The organism is Streptomyces qaidamensis, assembly GCF_001611795.1.
Lineage (GTDB): Bacteria > Actinomycetota > Actinomycetes > Streptomycetales > Streptomycetaceae > Streptomyces > Streptomyces qaidamensis.
This window is the reverse complement of record NZ_CP015098.1, coordinates 283,763-301,094: the sequence shown is the minus strand read 5'-3', so window position 1 is coordinate 301,094 and position 17,332 is coordinate 283,763. Positions and strand designations below refer to the sequence as shown.

13 protein-coding genes are annotated in these 17,332 nt (G+C 69.1%); all 13 read left to right on the top strand.

The features are described 5' to 3' along the window. Nucleotides 1–688 precede the first annotated feature (688 nt). The 13 genes from A4E84_RS01230 to A4E84_RS01170 all read left to right on the top strand — a co-directional run bounded on the left by A4E84_RS01230 (nucleotide 689) and on the right by A4E84_RS01170 (nucleotide 17,275). Nucleotides 689–1,513, top strand: coding sequence for a ParB/RepB/Spo0J family partition protein (locus tag A4E84_RS01230; RefSeq protein WP_335340814.1), 825 nt, complete (start codon nucleotides 689–691; stop codon nucleotides 1,511–1,513). A gap of 342 nt (nucleotides 1,514–1,855) precedes the next feature. Then, a complete protein-coding gene (locus A4E84_RS01225) occupies nucleotides 1,856–3,127 on the top strand; it encodes a TrpB-like pyridoxal phosphate-dependent enzyme (RefSeq protein ID WP_062924752.1) in 1,272 nt (423 codons plus the stop codon). Between the two features lie 47 nt (nucleotides 3,128–3,174). After that, complete coding sequence (locus tag A4E84_RS01220) at nucleotides 3,175–4,212, top strand: BtrH N-terminal domain-containing protein (RefSeq protein WP_079128812.1); 1,038 nt, start codon at nucleotides 3,175–3,177, stop codon at nucleotides 4,210–4,212. Next, complete coding sequence (locus A4E84_RS01215; protein WP_237304757.1) at nucleotides 4,209–6,281, top strand: molybdopterin-containing oxidoreductase family protein; 2,073 nt, start codon at nucleotides 4,209–4,211, stop codon at nucleotides 6,279–6,281. Before A4E84_RS01220 ends, A4E84_RS01215 begins: the two co-directional genes overlap by 4 nt. Beyond that, a complete protein-coding gene (locus tag A4E84_RS01210; RefSeq protein ID WP_062924750.1) occupies nucleotides 6,274–6,963 on the top strand; it encodes a class I SAM-dependent methyltransferase in 690 nt (229 codons plus the stop codon). Before A4E84_RS01215 ends, A4E84_RS01210 begins: the two co-directional genes overlap by 8 nt. Beyond that, nucleotides 6,960–7,637, top strand: coding sequence for a hypothetical protein (locus tag A4E84_RS01205; protein ID WP_062924749.1), 678 nt, complete (start codon nucleotides 6,960–6,962; stop codon nucleotides 7,635–7,637). The genes A4E84_RS01210 and A4E84_RS01205 overlap by 4 nt, the downstream gene beginning before the upstream one ends. Beyond that, nucleotides 7,624–8,610 carry a BtrH N-terminal domain-containing protein gene (locus tag A4E84_RS01200; RefSeq protein ID WP_062924748.1) on the top strand — a complete coding sequence of 329 codons (987 nt, stop codon included), beginning with the start codon at nucleotides 7,624–7,626 and terminating at the stop codon, nucleotides 8,608–8,610. Before A4E84_RS01205 ends, A4E84_RS01200 begins: the two co-directional genes overlap by 14 nt. Next, complete coding sequence (locus tag A4E84_RS01195) at nucleotides 8,607–9,986, top strand: phenylacetate--CoA ligase family protein (protein ID WP_062924747.1); 1,380 nt, start codon at nucleotides 8,607–8,609, stop codon at nucleotides 9,984–9,986. Before A4E84_RS01200 ends, A4E84_RS01195 begins: the two co-directional genes overlap by 4 nt. Then, a complete protein-coding gene (locus A4E84_RS01190; protein ID WP_062924746.1) occupies nucleotides 9,976–10,224 on the top strand; it encodes a ferredoxin in 249 nt (82 codons plus the stop codon). Before A4E84_RS01195 ends, A4E84_RS01190 begins: the two co-directional genes overlap by 11 nt. Nucleotides 10,225–10,231: 7 nt before the next feature. Continuing rightward, nucleotides 10,232–11,701 carry a hypothetical protein gene (locus A4E84_RS01185; RefSeq protein WP_062924745.1) on the top strand — a complete coding sequence of 490 codons (1,470 nt, stop codon included), beginning with the start codon at nucleotides 10,232–10,234 and terminating at the stop codon, nucleotides 11,699–11,701. 47 nt (nucleotides 11,702–11,748) lie between these two features. Beyond that, nucleotides 11,749–13,215 carry a 4-hydroxyphenylacetate 3-hydroxylase N-terminal domain-containing protein gene (locus A4E84_RS01180; RefSeq protein ID WP_062924744.1) on the top strand — a complete coding sequence of 489 codons (1,467 nt, stop codon included), beginning with the start codon at nucleotides 11,749–11,751 and terminating at the stop codon, nucleotides 13,213–13,215. After that, nucleotides 13,212–16,244, top strand: coding sequence for a flavin reductase (locus A4E84_RS01175; RefSeq protein ID WP_062924743.1), 3,033 nt, complete (start codon nucleotides 13,212–13,214; stop codon nucleotides 16,242–16,244). The genes A4E84_RS01180 and A4E84_RS01175 overlap by 4 nt, the downstream gene beginning before the upstream one ends. Beyond that, complete coding sequence (locus A4E84_RS01170) at nucleotides 16,241–17,275, top strand: AMP-binding protein (RefSeq protein WP_062924742.1); 1,035 nt, start codon at nucleotides 16,241–16,243, stop codon at nucleotides 17,273–17,275. The genes A4E84_RS01175 and A4E84_RS01170 overlap by 4 nt, the downstream gene beginning before the upstream one ends. The last annotated feature ends 57 nt before the right edge of the window (nucleotides 17,276–17,332 follow it).

The window sequence follows — 17,332 nt, the reverse complement described above, 5'->3', positions numbered from 1 at the left end:
CGATCCGGGCTCGGCACCTACAGAACACAACAGTCCTGCCGCGGGCGGCATACCCGGGTCTCTCGTCTTTGCTCTTCACGCCGGCCAAGAGAACGGGCGGTGTGATCTCGACAGCTCATACGGATCATGCGTCCAACAGCGGGGATATTCCGACCCCGTCCACAAGGAGCCGATCATTCCGTCTGCGAGAGTGCTTTGCGCTCCGGTCGTTGTTCAATCAACGATCGGGAAATGATCGACTTGCCCAACGGTTCGCATGCAGAGGCCTTGCGTCAACTCCGTCCTCCTGACAGGGTTCGGGAGTCGGTTCTCGGCATTGCGTCACGGGGGAGACTCGATGTTGTACAACTTTCCGATGGCTCATGAAAGCTCTTTCTGTCCACGGCCCGTGGCCGGCCGCGCTGTTTGACGTCATCCGCATCAGGATGAGTCGCACGACAGTCGGAAGGTCCGCTGGGGAGGAAGAGTGATGGACCATATCTCTGCATCCGTACGGAAGCCGATACAGCAGCACTTCCTTCACCCGGATCCGCACCTCGGCGGACTCTTGTCGGAGATCACCCAGGTACCGATCAGCCGCATCACGGTAGTGGGCTCACTCCGCACTGTCGGGGAGGATCCACGGCACATCAATGCGCTCGCCGAGGTGTGCTCCGACCTGCCGCCGATTGTGATTCACCGGAAGACGATGACCGTCATCGACGGTGTGCACCGGCTCAGAGCGGTGGAGAACAGCGGTGCCACTCACATCAGTGCCGTGCTCTTCAACGGCGACGAGCGAGAAGCCTTCGTGCTCGCGGTCAAGCTGAACAGCAACCACGGACTGCCGCTCTCCCTGGCCGACCGCAAGGCCGCCGCCCTCCACATGCTCGCCGATTTCCCGGAGTGGTCCAACCGGCGGCTGGCGGGGGTCGTCGGCCTGTCGGACAAGACGATCGCAGCGCTCCGGCGGCGGTCGGGTGCGGAACTTCCGCACCCGACCGCCGTACGACTCGGGCGCGACGGGGTGGCCTACCCGCTCGCGGCGGGCGAAGGCCGTAACCGCGCCCTGAGGTACCTCGCCGCGCATCCCGACGCGTCCGCGCAGGAGGTGGCGCGCGCCGCGCACATCTCGCTCACCACGGCGAAGGACGCTCGGAGGCGGGCGCGCGCGGTTCGGGAAGAGCCGCGGACGACGGCGCAGCCGGACGACGGGCCGGTCCCGGAGCGTGAGGCCGGCCGCCCCGCGATCGTGAAACGTCCCAGAGCGCACCCGGTGAGCGCGGACCCCTCGCTGGCGGTCCGGCGGTTGCGCGCCGATCCCTCGCTCCGCTTCACCGAGGTGGGCCGGAAGCTGCTGCGGACACTGGACTCCTCGGCCCCGCAGCCGCAGGACTGGGCGGCGATGGCGAACAGCCTCCCGATCCACTGCGCGCCCCTGATCGCCGAGCTGGCACGGCATCACGCCGAGAGCTGGCAGCTCCTGGCGGAATCGTTGACGGAACGGATGAATTCCCGGGACGCTGACGCGTAGTGTCCGGCCGGTTCGGAAGGCGTCGTTTCCGACGCCTTCTTTTCGATGCCGCCAGTTGATTCCGTCGACGTCGCCTCCTTGCTTCTTGCGCGCTTTCCTTTTTCCGGAACCTGATCAACCGGGAGGGCGTGCCGCCCGATGAAAGCTGCAATTGTTGAAATTTAGACTGAGGTTCAAACGGTTGCGCGACGCTCCGTCACTTCATACGATGACTCACACAATTCGAAGCGGGGGAGCGGGGGGAACGTGACTTCGTACAGCCCAAGCCATGTTGGGCATGAGCAATCGCCCGTGCCTCCACCCGGTATTCGTGGTGATGCGTCATTACCGGGAATGCTGGGAATGCCGACCCATTGGTACAACTTCCTGGGAGATCTGCCCGGCCCCATGCCCGAGGTCAGGGACTCCGGAAGCCCTACCGCCGCGGAAATATCCGCGCAGGTCCGGCCGCGCGTTCTCATCGAGCAAAACGCTCCGGACGAGCAGTGGATAGCGATACCCGAACCGGTCGTGCAGTGGCTGCGGCAATGTGGCCGGCCGACACCGCTGCACCGGGCGCACCGGCTCGAAAAGCATCTCGGCACGGGCGCGAGGATCTACCTCAAGCGTGAAGACGTCCTTCCCAGTGGCAGCTTCAAGCTGAACACCGCGATAGCCCAGGCGTACTACGCGGCCGAGGAGGGGCGGACCACTCTCGTCACCGAGACCGGAGCAGGCCAGTGGGGCATGAGTGTCGCGCTGGCGGCGAAGATGTTCGGCCTGCGGGCCGAGATCTTCATGGTGAGGTGCTCGCTCGAACAGAAGCCCTACCGGCGTCACTACATGGAGCTGCTGGGAGCCGAAGTCCGGCCGTCGCCTTCGACGCACACGGCGATCGGGCGGAAGATCCTCGGGGAAGTCCCGGACCACCCCGGCAGTCTCGGCACCGCCATCAGCGACGCGATCGAGCATGCCCTGGGCCATCCTTCCGCCGCCTACCTCGCCGGCAGCGGAATGCCGCACGTCTACCTCCATCAGACGCTGCTCGGGCTGGAGATCGCGCAGCAACTCAAGGAAACCCATGGTGAGGACCTGGGCGTCGACGGGCGCGGCGACCACCTCATCGCGTGCTCGGGTGGCGGAAGCAACCTCTGCGGTCTCATCGGCCCCCACCTGCGGGCCAAGGCCGACGGAGCGGACCTGCGCTTCCTGGCCGCGGAATCCACGGCGGCGCCCCGGCTCACCCAGGGCGTCTACGCGTACGGCCGCACCGACCTGGGCGGATTCACGCCCGAGGTGCTGGGCTACACGATGGGGGAGAGCTTCATCCCACCGCCCAACCACGTCGGTGGCCTGCGCAACCACCACAGCTCCGCCCTGGTCAGCCTGCTGCGACGGGAGGGCGTCCTGGACGCCGTCGCCTTCGATCAGCGGACAGCGCTGGAGGCAGGCCGGCTACTGCTGCAGACCGAGGGCCTGTTGCTCGCCCCCGAGGCCGGCCACGCGGTCGCCGCGGCCCTGGACGTCGCGGCCAAGGCCGACGCGCAGAACCTCGAACCGGTCATCGTGATCCTGGCCAGTGGCGCCGGCTTCCTCGACCTGCAGGGTTACGACGAAGTCCTGCTCGACGCATAGCCGCACCATCGTTCACGGCATCTTGCACCTTGCGATTGGGAAGCCACATGCGCTTGGCGACATTTCAGCCCCAGCTCGGCGATCACTGCGAGACGACCACCCTTCGGAACATGATCCACCACGCGGGCGTCGGCATATCCGAACCCATGCTGTTCGGCCTCGGCCAGGGGATCGACTTCCAGTACTGGGATGCTCCGGACCCCGGACGCGGTGTGCCGATGCTCACCGGCCGGATCGAGCCCGCCCTGGTGTCCCGCAACGCCTGCTCGGCCCTGGGGGTGGAACTGCGCGAAGCGCAGGCACCCGACCCGGAATCGGCATTTGCCGCGGCGATGGAACTCCTCGACGCGGGCCATGTCGTGGGAGTGTCCGTCGACATCTTCCACCTCGACTACTTCTCCTCCCGGAGCCACTTCGCGTCGCACTACATCGCGCTGTACGGGCTCGACGACTCCCTCGCCCACGTGGTCGACACCGATCAGCAGGGCGGCGCCCGGACACTGCCGACCGAGTCGCTGCGCCGTGCCCGCGCCTCCAGCGAAGGGTTCATGCCGTCGCCCCATCTGCACCTGTACGTCGAGCAGTTGCCGGCGCGGCTGACCACCGACACCGATGCGGTGCTGCGCGAGCAGATCTGGAACGCCATACGGCTGACTGCGGAACGGATGACCGGCGAACGCGGACCGCGATCCGGCATCGGCGCCCTGCGACGGGCGGCTTCCGAGATCGCCGGATGGAGCGACACACTCGCCCCCGCGGACGAGGTGGTGCAAGGAGTCGGCCGCTTCTGGCGCTTCGCGGGAACCGGCGGAGCGAACTTCCGGAAGCTCTACCGCGCGTTCCTGATCGAGGCACGACAACTGTACGGCGACCGCGAACTCGACCCGTTCGTCGAGGACTTCGGCCACGTCCAGCAGCAGTGGGACCAGACGATCGACATGCTGATGGCCTACCGCGGCGCGGACGACGGGCGAAAGCAGCTCGAAGCCGTCGCGGCCCGGCTGGACGCCATCGCCGACGCCGAACAGGCCGTCTTCGAAGGGCTGCTCGTACCGGCCGCCAAGCGGGCGGGTGAGCAGGCTTGACCGTCACCCGGCTGAAGACCATCTGCCGTATGTGCCACGGCGGATGCGGCGCCGTCGTCGAGCTCGTGGACGGCGTCCCCACCGACATCCACGGAGACCCGGACAACCCGACGAGCGAGGGCTACTTCTGCATCAAGGGCAAGGCCTCGCTCGACCTGCTGCGCAGCCCGGACCGGCTGACGACGCCGCTGGTACGGACCGGTCCGCGCGGCTCGGGGACGTTCGAACCGGTCGGCTGGGAAGCCGCCCTCGACCGGATCGCCGGCGAACTCGCCACGACCGTCGCCCGGCACGGGCCCGAGTCCGTAGCCCTCGGCCAGGGGACCGACCGCAACTACCAGGAGTGGGTGTTCCGGCTCGCCAACGCGATCGGGACGCCGAACGTCGTCGGTCCGGCCCACGTGTGCTTCTATCCGCGGGTCATGGCCTCGATCATGACGTACGGCGCCTTCACGTTCTGCGACTACGACGGTGATCCCGAGGTCGTCCTGCTCTGGGGCAGCAACAAGCCCAGCACGCACTCGGACGGCGTGATCGGCGTCAAGCTGCTGCGGGCCATGGAACGGGGCAGCCGCGTCATCACCGTCGACCCGCGGCGGACGCAGACCGCGGCCCGCTCCGCTCTGCACCTGGCGGTCCAGCCCGGAACCGACTGCGCACTGGCACTCGGCATGATCAAGATCGTCATCGACGAGGGCTGGTACGACCACGACTTCGTCGCCGCCCACACCTGTGGGTTCGCCGAACTCACCGAGCACGTGCGGGCGTACGACATCGAGCGGGTCGCCCGGATCACCGGACTCACACCCGGGCTCATCCACGAGGCGACCCGCACCTACGCCCTCGCCTCACGGGCGTGCATCGAGGCCGGAACCGGTCTGTCGCAGAACGAGAACTCCTTCGACACCCACCGCGCGATCGCCCTCCTCGCCGCGATCTGCGGCAACATCGACGCTCCCGGCGGCGACGTGATCTGGGAACCGATGCCGATCGAGGGCCGGCGTGCCTTCCCCCGCCCGGATCTGCTGCCCGAGGAGCAGGCGAAGAAGCGGATCGGCGGCGGCAGGCACAAGATCCTCTCGATGTCCGGCTGGGTCGCGCCGGGAGACCTGCACGAGGCCATCGTGACCGGGGTGCCGTACCCGGTCACCTCGCTGGTGGTCTTCGGCAGCAACATCCTGGCCTCGCACGAGAACACCGAGCTGGTCCGCGAAGCGATGGGCAAGCTGGACCTGCTCGTCGTGTGCGACCTGTTCATGACGCCGACAGCCCGGTACGCCGACGTGATCCTGCCGACCTCCAGCTGGCTGGAGCGTGACCAGATCGTCGAGTTCAACTCCTACATCGCCGCCCGGCGGAAGATCGCCACGGTCGACGGCTGCCGCTCCGACGAGGAGATCATCCTCGAACTCGCCGCCCGGCTCGGCCTGGAACGGCACTTCTTCCCCTCACTGGAAGCCGCTCTCGACGCCAAGCTGGCCGGCATCGAGCTCACCTGGGAACAGTTCACGAAGATCGGCTACATCCGGAACGAGAAGCGGTACCGCAAGTACCTCGACGGCGGATTCAGCACCCGGTCCGGACGCGTGAACCTGGTGAACAACGGGCTGCGGGCCATGGGCTACGAGCCGTTCCCCGTCTTCAGGTGCCCACCGGAGGCCGACCCGGCCCTGCCGTACGTGATGACCAGCGCCCATCCGCGCCAGTTCTACAACACCGAGTTCCACCAACTGCCCACCACCGCGCGCAGCCAGACGACGGCGCGGGTGACCGTCCATCCGGACACCGCGCAGCGGGAGGGGCTGACAGAAGGCGAAGAGGTGGACCTCTTCTCACGGGCCGGTGCGCGCGGGGTGCGCATGACGGTCAAGATCTCCGACTCCGTCGCACCGAACGTCGTGATGGCGGACGCCGGCTGGTGGTATCCGGGCGAGTCCTCGACCGACGAGTCGCTCAGATCCTCGGTCAATCTCCTGACGACCAACGACCGTTCCGACGTGCACATGGGGAGCGCGACGATGAGAGGTGTAGCAGTGGGAATACGGCGCCTGGAGCCGGACCGTGGCTAGCGCGCGCGGCACCGTCGCCGCCCGGGTGCCGGAGACCGACGAGGGCCTGCAGGGCGACGAACTGGCCCTCAAGTACGACGAGATGCAACGTCACATCCGGGACAACGGCTGGCTCCAGGAGAAGATCGACGACATCCTGGCGGCGGACATCCGCTCCGGGGAGGTCCTGGAGCTGGGATGCGGCCCCGGCTACCTGGGACTGGAATGGATCACCCAGGCCGAAGACTCCGCCCGGCTCGTCGGCCTCGACATCTCACCGGCGATGCTCCGGCGGGCGAGCGCCAACGCCGCCGGATACGGCGTCGCCGAGCGCTGCGCCTACGAATGCGGCACCGTGCTGGCCCTGCCGTTCGAGGACCACCGCTTCGATCACGTCATCAGCGCGTCCTCGCTGCACGAATGGGCGGATCCGGCGACCGCCCTCGCGGAGATGCATCGCGTGCTCAGGCCCGGCGGCCGCTACTGCGTCTCCGACCTGCGCCGGGACGTCGACCGGACGACGTTCCAGTTCATGAAGGCGAACATCGCGGCCGACATGCGCCCCGGCTTTCGCACCTCGATCCGCTCCTCGTACGTCAAGAGCGAGATCTATGAGCTGCTGCGAGGCACCGCGCTCGACACGGCCGTCGTGACGGAAGTGCAGATGGGGATCGTCATCACGGGCAGGAAGGAAACGCCATGAACGCACTCGCGGGAAGTTCACCGGCCATCACCGCCACGCGTGACGGGCGCTTCCCCGACCGCCCCGGCTTCGACCGCTCCTGGGAAGAACTCCTCCAGACGTCCAGCACATGGCGGGACCTGGACTGCGGGCAGTACCTGTCGGCCTGGTGCGGATACGCGCCCGACCACGTCGTCGAGAAGTTCGCCGGGGTCAACCACGTCGGCGTCTACATGGGCGACTACGACAGCGACGACCAGGTGTTCGGCTGGAACGCCTACCTGAACGACCTCCGGGCGTCCGGCCGGATCACCACCGTCGAGATGGGGCCCTCCTACATCTCACCCCGGCAGTACGGCACGCCGGGATGGTGGAACTCGATCGCTCTCGCCGACGGACGCGTCATCGAGATGTTCGCGTGCCGCCGGTTCGGCCCCTGGGCGGACCGCTCCGCCGACGAGCGGGGACGCCTCATGTCGCACGTCGCCATCGACGTGCACACCGACGCCGACGTCCGCTACCTCCTGGACGTCCTCGACCGGGACGTCGACCACCTGGAGAACATCGCGTTCACCGAGGCGGACGAACTCGGCCACACCTACGGGCACCTGCGCAACAACGACAGCGGCTCCGTGCTGGAGATCGTCCACGAGGCCCTGCGCGGCGGAACGGGGCACGGCGATGGCGGTCATTGACATCTCGCCGTACTCCGGTGACCACTGCGAATCCACCGCGCTGCTCAACATGCTCCGCAACCACGACATCGAGCTGAGCGAGCCGCTGATCTTCGGGCTGGGGCAGGGACTGTCGTTCCTGTACTGGCACTCGAAGCAGATGCCGAACCCGTTCCTCGCCGGCCGGGTCAAGCCGGACCACCTGATGCGCAACGTGGCGGACGCGCTCTCCCTCCAGTTGGGGGTGCAGGAGACGTCCTCACCGGCAAAGGCCGAGGCCACGCTGATCAAGGCCCTCGACGAAGGCGAGGTCGTGGGGCTCAAGCTCGACCGCTACCACCTCGACTACGCGCGGGAGAACCACCACTTCGCCGCGCACTACGTCGCCTGCATCGGATACGAGGACGACAGGTTCGTCGTGGTCGAGACCCGGTCGCTCGGTGTCCAGTCGGCATCGCGGGAGAGCATGGCCCGGGCCCGGGCCGCCAAGGGGCCCATGTCCTCGCGCAACCTGTCGGTCCGGGTGAACCCGGGCGGGTACGACGAGTCGATCCTCGCGAAGGCCTGCCAGACCTCGATCCTGGCCACCGCACAGGAGTTCCTGAGCCCGCCGATCACCAACATGGGGTTCAAGGGCATCGCGAAGGCCGGCTCGCTCATGCGCGGATGGCACGACCGGCTCGACCGCCCCGTCGAGGCGATGAGCATCGTCGGCACCAGCATGGAGGAAGGCGGAACGGGCGGCGGGCTCTTCCGGACGCTGTGGGCGCAGTTCCTGGAAGAGGCGCACGAGCTGACCGGCATCGAGGCCTACGACGCACTGGCCGTCGAGTACCGGCGCATCGCCAAGCGCTGGACGGACGTGGCGAACCTGCTGCGCGAGGCCGACGAGACGGGCGCCCGGCGATCACTCGACGAGGCCGCGTCGATCGTCGGCGCCCTCGCGGACGAGGAGCGCACGGCGATGACCCGGCTGGAGGAGGCGTCCCGATGACCACGCTCGCCCGGCCTGCCGGGCACGATCCGCGCAGCAGGCTGCGCGACACCCTCGTCTCCCGCCTCGACATCGCGCGCAAGGTCGCCGCGGTCACGTCACTGGACCGCACAGCGCTCGACGCATGGGCCGGGGATGCGCTCGCCGCGACCGTGGAGCACGCCTGCCGCAACTCGCCGTTCTACACTGGCTTCGTCCCGGCCGAGGCCGCCCGAGCGGTCGCGCAGGGCCGTCCGCACGCCTTCGAGGCCATCCCCTTCACCACACGAGAGCATCTCTCTGCCGCCTACCCGCTCGGCATGCTCGCCGTGCCGCGGCGGGAGGTGATCCGGTTCGACGAAAGCTCCGGAACCGGCAACGGGCGCCCGATCGCCGCGTTCTTCACGATGGCGGACTGGCTGGAGAACAACCTCACCGTCGCCGGGCTGCTGGCCACCGTGCTGGACCGGCGGGACGTCGCGGCCATCGCCGTCCCCTACGAACTGGCCGGGGTGGGCCAGGACCTCGACCGTGCCATCGAGATCCTCGGATGCACCATCGTGCCGCTCGGCGCGGCCTCACCGTCCTGCACCCCGGACCGGATGGTCGACGCCCTGCTGCGTTCGGGCGCGACCACCCTGGTGTGCTCCGGCACGCGCGCCCTGTTCCTCGGGGAGATCGCCCGCCGCCGCGGCATCGACCCGCGGAGCGACCTCAACGTCTCGAAGATCCTCATGGCGGGGGAGGGCGCGTCGCCGGCCAAGAAGCGGCGCCTGGCCGATCAGTGGGGCGCCGTCGCGTACTCGATGTTCGGCATGACCGAGACCAACACGCTGGCCATGTTCTGCCGGGAGCGGGAACTGCACCTGGTCGAGTCACGGACGTTCTTCGAGGTGGTGGATCCGCAATCCGGGGAGCGGCTGCCGGACGGCTCCGTCGGTGAGCTGGCCGTGACGACGCTCGCGAGCCGGGCCATGCCGCTCCTGCGGTACCGGACCGGGGACGTGTGCCAGATCGAGGCGGCGCCGTGCGCATGCGGCTCCCCGTTGCGCCGGCTGCGCCACCGTGGCCGGTTCGGCGACCGGATCCCGGTCGGTGACCGAGGGACCTCCCAGCTGGAGATCGAGGACATCGTCCTGGGCGCCATGACCACCGCGCCGTACTACTTCGCCTTCGACATCGACGGGGACGTCCTGGAGATCGCCCTGCCGCAGTCGAGCACCGACGAGGCGACCCGGGCCTCGATCGCGGCCGGTGTCCGTGACCGTCTCGGAGTGTCCACCCGATTCGGCCCGCTGGACACCGACCGGTTCGAGACGGCGCTGCGAACCTCGGCCAAACCGACGATGCGCAACTTCAGTGCCTACGGGGGAGGAGGGGCTGCCGGTGAGGGTTGAACTGCCGCTTCCCACGCGCATTCCGATCGACGGACGCTTCGAGATCGACGACACGTGCATCGACTGCAAGCTCTGCAACGACCTGGCGCCCGACAACTTCGACGCCGACCTCGACAACGACGTCCACTACGTGTGCAAACAGCCCGGGACACCCGACGAACTCGAACGGGTCCTCGACGCATTCGAATCCTGCCCCACCGAATCCATCCGGTACTCAGCGGCACCCAGCGGGGAGTGATGGCGCAATGTCAAGTCTGGACGATCCAGTAAAAGCCGACATGTGCGCCGGCCGGCGGCAGATGACCGACCTGGGACCGGTCGCCGAGAGCTACGACCAGCTGCACCGCATCGACCTGCTCGGCGAGGCGCGGGCCGCACGGGGGGTGCCCGAGGGCACCTACGACTCGACGGTGTGCGCCGTCCTCCAGGCGTCGGAGGTGTGCCTGCTCAACCTGGCCCGGCTCGCCCGCAGGACCCAAACCTGCCTGCTGGCCGACGACATCCCGGCCGCCTCCCGCTACGTCCAGTGGGCCGTCGGATTCCACCGGCTGCTGCGCAGGCTCGGCACCGTGACGTTCGGCGCCCGCAGCGTCTTCGGGGCCGGCGTGTCCGACGGGGCCACGGCCGTGAGCATCTCGGAATCCGCGGGCTACGCGGCCTACGTCGAGGCGCTCCGGGGGCTGGAGGACGTCGCCAAGGGGTCGCTGCTGACCGGTGCGCCCGAGCTGACCCGCGCCACCATCGCCACCAAGAGCATCGACGACTCGCTGTACCGCGTGCTGCACGGCATCCGGACCGGCTGCCACGACGCGACCAAGTGGGAGAGCGACCTCACGGCCGTACCCATCGGGGTGAGCCGGAGCACCGACGAGCTGATCTCCGCCGAGACGCTGGCGCGAGCGGTCGCCGCGACCGAGCTGAACGCGGACACGCTGCACGGCGAATTCGTCGCCCTGCACCAGGTCCCGGAGATTCTCTGCGCCGAGGCGAACGACCACCTGGAGGTCGCGATCCGGGCGATCCGGGCATCGGCTCTGAGCCGCGCGGCGCAGCACCTGACGGCCTGCCGGGAACTGCTCGACCCGGTGGTCGAGGCGCAGCGGGTGATGGCCGAACACCTGGCGACCGGGGAGTACCACGGATTCCGCACCAACCTGGGGCCCGCGAGCGGCACGCACTCGCTGTCGATCAAACAGCACATGTTCCGGGACCTGTTCAAGCACATGTGGAACGACCTGGAAGCCTGGCTGCATTCGCTCGCCGAGTCCTCGCTGGAGGAGACCCTCCGGGACATCGACGCACGCCGCCACGACGACCCGGAGGCATGGCTGCGGCACACCGTGGTCGACCAGGCCTTCAAACTGCACTCCGCCCACCAGCAGTGGCGGCACGAGCATCTGCACATGCCCCGCAACTGCCTGGGCAGCGGCGGCACCAAATCCATGATCGGCATTCCGGACGGGCCCCAGGCGGTCTACAAGATGCGGGACGCGGCCAACGCCCAGCACTCCCTGGCCGCGATCCACCGGGCACGCCGGACGACCCTGGCGAACGCCGTGCCCGACTCGCCGCTGGCCAAGCTCATCACCGATCCCAGCTCCCTCGACTCCGAGCTGATGCGGGTCGTGGGCGAGGCGACACGTGAGTACTTCCCCCAGGTGCAGGAGCAGGGCTACCAGCCGTTCCGGTCCGGTGCGGCCGAGCGGAACCCGTAGGAGCGCGGACGGTGACCACCACAGGATCCACAGCCTCTGACAGCGTCATGCCCACCGACGAAATCACCCTGCTGCCGGGCTCCTCCGGCGGAGCCTGGCGAGGGAACGAGTACATCGCCAGCCTCAAGGACGAGCGAGAGGTCTGGTGCGACGGACGCCGGGTCGACGTGACCGGCGACCCGGGCTTCCGGCCCATGCTGTCCACGCTGGCCGGCCTCCACGACGCCCAGCACCTGCCCGGCCGCGCGGACGAGATGCTCCACCGGTCGGACACCTCCGGCAACCTCGTCAGCCTGTCGTACCTGGCGCCGGCCGACCGGGACGGCCTCAGCCGCAAGTGGGCCAACTCCCACCGGTGGGCGGAGGCCTCCTACGGCCAGCTCTCCCGGATACCCGACTTCATGTCGAACGTCGTGGTCGGGCTGTACGACTACCGGCACGAACTGGCCGAGGTGAACCCCGAGTTCGGGTCCAACGCGGAGAACTACTACCACTACTGCCGCGAGAGGGACCTCACACTGACCCACGGCCTGGGCGACCCGCAGATCGACCGCTCCTCGACCCCCGCCGACCGACCGGAACTGGGGCTGAGAGTGGTGCGGCGCGGCGCCGACGGCATCGTCGTGCGGGGAGCCAAGCAGATCGCGACCCTGGCGCCGTACGCCCACGAGGTGCTCATCTACCTCTCGCCCGCGAACTACCTGCGCGAAGACCCCAGCTACGTCTGCTGGTTCGCCGCTCCGCTGGCGACGCCGGGCCTGCGCGTCCTGTGCCGCAGGTCGTACGCCGACGGCTCCGGCGGCCTCTCGGCGCGCTACGACGAGCAGGACGCCATGCTGGTGTTCGACGACGTGTTCATCCCGATGAACCGGGTCTTCCTGCTCGACGACTCCCAGGCGGCCGTCCGCGGGTTCGGCGAGCTGAACAAGTGGTCGCTCTACACCGGCCAAGTGCGCTACTACCACCGGCTGCGCACCATGCTCGGGGTCGCGTCACTGCTGGCCCAGGCGATCGGCGTCGACAAGTTCCGGCAGGTCACGGACCTCCTCGGCGAGCTCACCTCGTACGTCGAGATCGTCCGGCTCGGCCTGGCCGCGATCGACGCCGAGTGCCGGCCCACTCCCTCGGGGCTGCTCGCCCCCGGCTCGACGGGCGCGCTCGACGCGGTCGCCGGCCGCTTCTCGACGCGGGGCTCGGAGATCATCCGGCAGATCGGTGCGTCCGGTCTGATCATGCAGCCCTCGGACGCCGACCTGGGCACGTCCGAGCTGCGCGCCGTGCTGGACACCTACATGTGCGGGCGCGAGATGGGCGCCGAGGAGAAGTCCCGGATCTTCCGCCTCGCCGCCGATCTGGCCGTCGACCGTTTCGGGATGCGCCAGGAGCTCTACGAGACGTGGAACCGCGGTGATCCCGCCCGGGTCCGCTCGATGCTCCACGCCCGCTACCCCGACCTGCAGCGCTGCGAAACCCAGGCCCGCAACCTGGCCGAAGGGCGGAACGACACCACATGAGTCTCGACAGCATCCGGCTAGAGGGAGTCACGACCCACAACCTCAAGTCGGTCGACGTGTCCTTTCCGAAGGGAAAGCTGGTCGTCGCCGCCGGCGTCTCCGGGTCGGGCAAGTCGTCCCTCGTCATCGACACCCTCTTCGAACACTCGAAGACGCTCTACCTGGGGGCCCTGTCCAGCAAGTCCCTCGACATGGGCGACGGGGACTACCAGTTCGACCGGATCGCGGGGACGCAGCCCCCGGTGGCCCTGCGTCAGCGTGACGGCGGCTACTCCAACCCCCGCTCGACCGTGGGGACACTCACCGGCCTCGACGGGCTGTACCGCCTGCTGTTCGGCGCAGGGTCGCGGCCGGTCTGCCCGGCCTGTCTCGGCCCGACCGGCCCGGACCTGTTCTGCGACGACTGCGGCTGCTTCGCCGAGCCGCACTCCGCGAAGCACTTCAGCCCGAACCGCAAGGAAGGCAAGTGCCTCCAGTGCGACGGCATCGGCGAACTCGTCGGCTTCGCCCTGGAGAAGATCATCCCGGACCGGTCGAAGACACTCACCGAGATCTGGGACGGGGCCGACCCCGGCACGTTCGCCGTTCCCAACGTGCGCAAGGCCTTCGAGGCGATGGCCGCGGACATCGGCCTGGACCTCGGCCTGCCGTTCGAGAAGCTGAGCCCGGAGCAGACCGAGCGGGTGCTGCACGGCTCGGACACGATCTACACGCTCAAGATCCGCAAGGTCACCAACGACTTCCGCTTCGAGGGCATCCTGGGCTTCCTGGAACGCGCCTACCGCAACGCGTCGTCGGCCGCCCGCAAGAACGCCTTCACCAACTACCTCGGGCGGGAAGTCTGCCCCGCCTGCAACGGAGGGCGGCTGCGCCCAGAGTCGCTCAAGGCGACGGTGGCCGGGCACACCTTCCACGACTTCCAGGGCGACGAGCTGTCGCGTTCGATCACGCGGCTGGGCGACGGGCTCGCGTCCGGCGACGTGCCGGCACAGGTCCGCGAACTCGCCTCCGCGATCGTCAAACAGAGCGCGAACATCGAGGACGTCGGCCTCGGACACCTCCAGTTGCAGCGGCCGGTCACCACCCTCTCCGGTGGCGAGTTGCAGCGGCTGCTGCTGGCGCAGCACCTGGCCAGTGACCTGACCGGGGTCATGTACGTCCTCGACGAACCGACCGCCGGTCTGCACGAGGCCGACACCGGGAAGATCCTCACCTCCCTGCGACGGCTGCGCGACCTCGGCAACACGGTCATCGTCATCGAGCACGACGAGTCGGTGATCCGCGCCGCCGACTGGATCGTCGAGCTGGGGCCCGGGGCCGGATCCCGCGGCGGCGAGGTCGTCTTCGAGGGCCGGTTCGCCGACCTGCTGACCTCCGGCGACTCGCCCACGGCGATCGCGATGGCCTCGGACGGGCCGTCGCGTACCAGGACCGGCCTGGCCGACGCACCCTGGGTCGAGGTGCGCGGCATCACGCGCAACAACGTGGTCGACCAGGCAGCGAAGTTCCCGCTCGGCGCACTGACCTGCGTCTCCGGCGTGTCCGGCGCGGGCAAGAGCTCCCTGGTGGCCGGCATCCACGCGGCGGTCTCCCGGGTCGTCGCCCAGCGGTCGACGGGCGTGACGGCCGAGAACACCGGGATTCGGGGAGCCGAGGCCCTGGACGACGTCATCTACGTCGAGCAGCGCCCGATCGGCCGCTCCAGCCGCAGCACGCTCGTCACCTACATCGGCATCAGCGACCACATCCGCGACGCCTTCGCCGCCGGCGCCGACGCGGTCGAGCGCGGCCTGGGCCGCGGCGAGTTCAGCCCGAACGTCGCCGGCGGCCGCTGCGAGTCCTGCAAGGGGCTCGGGCTGGCCGAGATCGAGATGACCCTCTTCAAGAGCGAGTTCATCGTCTGCCCCGAGTGCGAGGGCCGCCGGTTCCAGGAGCACGTCCTCGAAGTGCGGCTGGGCGACAAGAACATCCACGACGTGCTGTCGATGACCGTCGAGGACGCCCTCGAATGGTTCGACGCCACGAGCAGTCCCAAGGTCGTCCAGGCACTCGGCGTGCTCAGTGAGTTCGGCCTCGGCTACCTGCAACTCGGCTGCTCGACGACCACGCTCTCCGGTGGCGAGGCGCAGCGGCTCAACCTGGCCGGCGAACTGCTCAAGCAGCGCCGCAACCGCACACTGTTCATCTTCGACGAGCCGACGCGCGGCCTGCACACGGCGGACATCCGGCACCTTCTGGCCCTGTTCGAGCGGTTGATCTCCACGGGCAACACCATCGTGGTCATCGAGCACGACGTGAAGGTGATCGCCATCGCCGACTGGGTGATAGACCTGGGGCCCGGGGCGGGCCGCGAGGGCGGCCGGGTGGTACACAGCGGGACGCCGGAGGAACTCGCGGACAACGCGGAGAGCGTCACCGGCCGGTTCTTACGCCGCCTGCGCGACGAACCCGCTGCCGTCCCGCCGACCGCCCCGGTGGAGGGCCGGAGGCCGGGTGCGGCGCCGGACCTCGGGGTCATCGGCGAGCTCCTGCCGCGGGCCGTCACCGTGGTCGCCGGCACCGCACGACAGTCCGAGCGGAACGGTCCGACACCGTACGGACTGGTGATCGGCTCGCTCACCGTCGTCTCCGACGAACTCGCCCTCATCGGCTTCCTGGTGCGCTCGGGCAGCACCAGCTGGAACGCCATCGCGGACACCGGCCGGTTCTGCGTCAACATCCTCGGCGAGGACCAGCACGACGTGTCCGACGCCTTCTCACAGGGCAGGCCGGACAGCCGCTTCGACGCGCTCGCCTGGACGCCCTCCAGCAACGGCTGCCCGCGGCTGTCCGGCGCCGTCGGCACCCTCGACTGCAGCCTGAAGTCGACCTACCGGATCGGCGACCACGAGTTCGTCCTGGCGACGGTCGTCAGCATCGACATGGAGGCCGGCACCGACCGCCGTCCCCTGCTCCGCGCCGAACGGGGCGACAGCGCTCTCGACGACTACGGGTGGCGCCGGTTCGCCCGGGAAGCGGAGGCCAGGTGACGACGACCACGTCCATCGCGACGCACTACGAGCAGTTCCTGCAACTGCTCACCCGCGGCCCCCGTGCCGGGGCGGACGGCAGCGGCACGGTCCGCGCCCGCTACGGCGAACGGGCCGACCCCTCGGGCGGCTCGCAGCCGATCGTGCTGACCCGCGACGAGTGGATCCTGAACCAGATCGACCTGGCGCTGGCCCTGGGCCGGCTGCTGACCGAGGACGACGTCGTGGTCTCGGCCGTGCCGTACGAACTGTCCTTCACCGGCGCCGAGGTGGACCGTGTGATCGAGATGGTCGGCGCCTCGGTGATCAGCGTCGGGACGAGCGGGACCATCTGCCCGATGCAGCGGCTGCTCGGACTGATCGAGCAGTACGAAGTGACGGCCCTGGTGTGCCCGCCGAGCTTCGCCGCGGAGCTGGCGAGCCTGGCTTCCTCACTCGGACGGCGACCGGAGGACTCGACCGTCCGGACGCTCGTCTGCGTGGGGGAGGCCTGCTCCACCGAGCGCCTCGACCGCATCGGCGCCGCCTGGGCGGCGAAGACCTCCGCCGTGTACGGGACGCCGTCGACACCGACGGTCGCCGTCGCCTGCGACCACGGCGCACTGCACCTGTGCGACCACCGGCTGCGGGCGGAAGTCCGCGGGGCCTCGCGCGGCGAGCTGCTCCTGGACGGCTCACCGACCGGCGAACTGGTCGAGCTGTGGCCGGCCGACCGCCGCTGTGACTGCGGGTCCGCCAGCCGGGTCCTGGTGCCGCTCGGCACCGCGGCGTCGGCGGTACGCGGACCGGACGGACTGGTCTCGACGCTGGACGTGGAGCGAGTCGTGTTCGGCCACAGGAGGCTCGCCCCGCACTTCGCCTGCGCCGTCCGGGACGGCACCTTCCACGTGACCTGCGCCCTGGCCGGACCTCAAGCGGTCGACGAGGGCGCGATGCGGCGCGCGATCCGCAGCGGCATCGGCGAGGCGCTCGGGGTCGAGGCCGAGGTCACGGTCGTCGGCGTGCACGACTGGAGTACCGCCACGTCATGACCCGCACCCGGCCGGGGCACGCAGCCGCCGCGGCCGATCCACCGGTGGCATCTCGAG